This is a genomic window from Mycobacterium szulgai (assembly GCF_002116635.1).
In the GTDB taxonomy this organism is placed as follows: domain Bacteria; phylum Actinomycetota; class Actinomycetes; order Mycobacteriales; family Mycobacteriaceae; genus Mycobacterium; species Mycobacterium szulgai.
This window is the reverse complement of the sequence record NZ_LQPW01000114.1, coordinates 1-1074: the sequence shown is the minus strand read 5'-3', so window position 1 is coordinate 1074 and position 1074 is coordinate 1. Positions and strand designations below refer to the sequence as shown.

The 1074-nt window shown below is 70.3% G+C and carries 1 protein-coding gene; it reads right to left on the bottom strand.

The features are described 5' to 3' along the window. Nucleotides 1–1074: polyketide synthase dehydratase domain-containing protein (locus AWC27_RS16015; protein ID WP_211281643.1), on the bottom strand; the 1074-nt coding region annotated here is incomplete at both ends.

Genomic DNA, 1074 nt, shown 5'->3' with positions numbered 1-1074 from the left:
GCTCGCGGTAATGAGGGGTGCTGGCGTGGGCAAGGGGTGCCAGGGGGTGGGGAGTGGTGCTGATCAGCGCCCAGCCCGCCTCGTCGAGGGTGGTGGTGGGCAGGGTGTCGGTGGGCAGGGTGGGCCAACTCAGTTCCAGCAGGCCCGTGGTGGTGGGCGTGGAGTCGGGGCCGGCGGTGGTGTCGGGCAGGGCCCGCACGGTCAGGGCCTCGATGGTGATCACCGGGGCGCCGCTGGGGTCGCTGGCATGGAGGCTGAAGGTGTCGGGCCCGGTCGGGTGCAGGACCACCCGTAGGCGTTGCGCGTCGGTGGCGTGCAGGTCGACCCCGGCAATCACAAACGGCACCCGCGGGCCCGAGGGGGCAGCGGTGTCGGTGGTGTCGGTGGCAGACAGCGTGGAGACCAGGGGGTGCAGGGCGGCGTCGAGCAGGGCGGGATGGATGCCGTAGCCGGCGGCCTCGATGCCGGTGGGCAGGGCGATTTCGGCGTGGATGACCTCGGGGTGGGCGGGGTCGTGACCCAACCGGTCCAGTCCGGTGAACGCACCGCTGTAATGCAGGCCATGGTCGGCCAGTTGGGCATAGAAGCTGTCGTGATCGACAGGGGTCCAGGCCGGGGTGGCCGGTAGGGGGTGGGGGTGGCGGTGTTGAGCGCTCAGGGTGCCGCTGGCGTGCACCGTCCAGGTGGCCGGGGTGGGGTCGGTGGTGGCGGGGCGGGCATGGACGCTAAAGGCCCGCCGATGGTGTTCGTCGAGGGGGTGGACGGTGATTTGCAGATCGGTGGCGTGCTGGGTGTCCAGGATCAGCGGGGCCTGGATGACGAGTTCTTCGATGACCGGGCAGCTGCTGTGGTGGCCGGCGTGTAAGACCATGTCGAGTAATCCCGTCGCGGGGACCACGACCTGCCCACCGACCTGATGGCCCTGCAGCCAGCTGTGGGTGCTGGCTGACAAGCGGGCGCTGAACACGATCTGGTCTTGGTCAGCCAGCTCGGTCAACGCCCCCAGCAGGCGGTGATCGGGGCGATGCAGGCCAGCAGCACCGACATCAGCGCCGGTGGCCGGTTCCAGCCAGT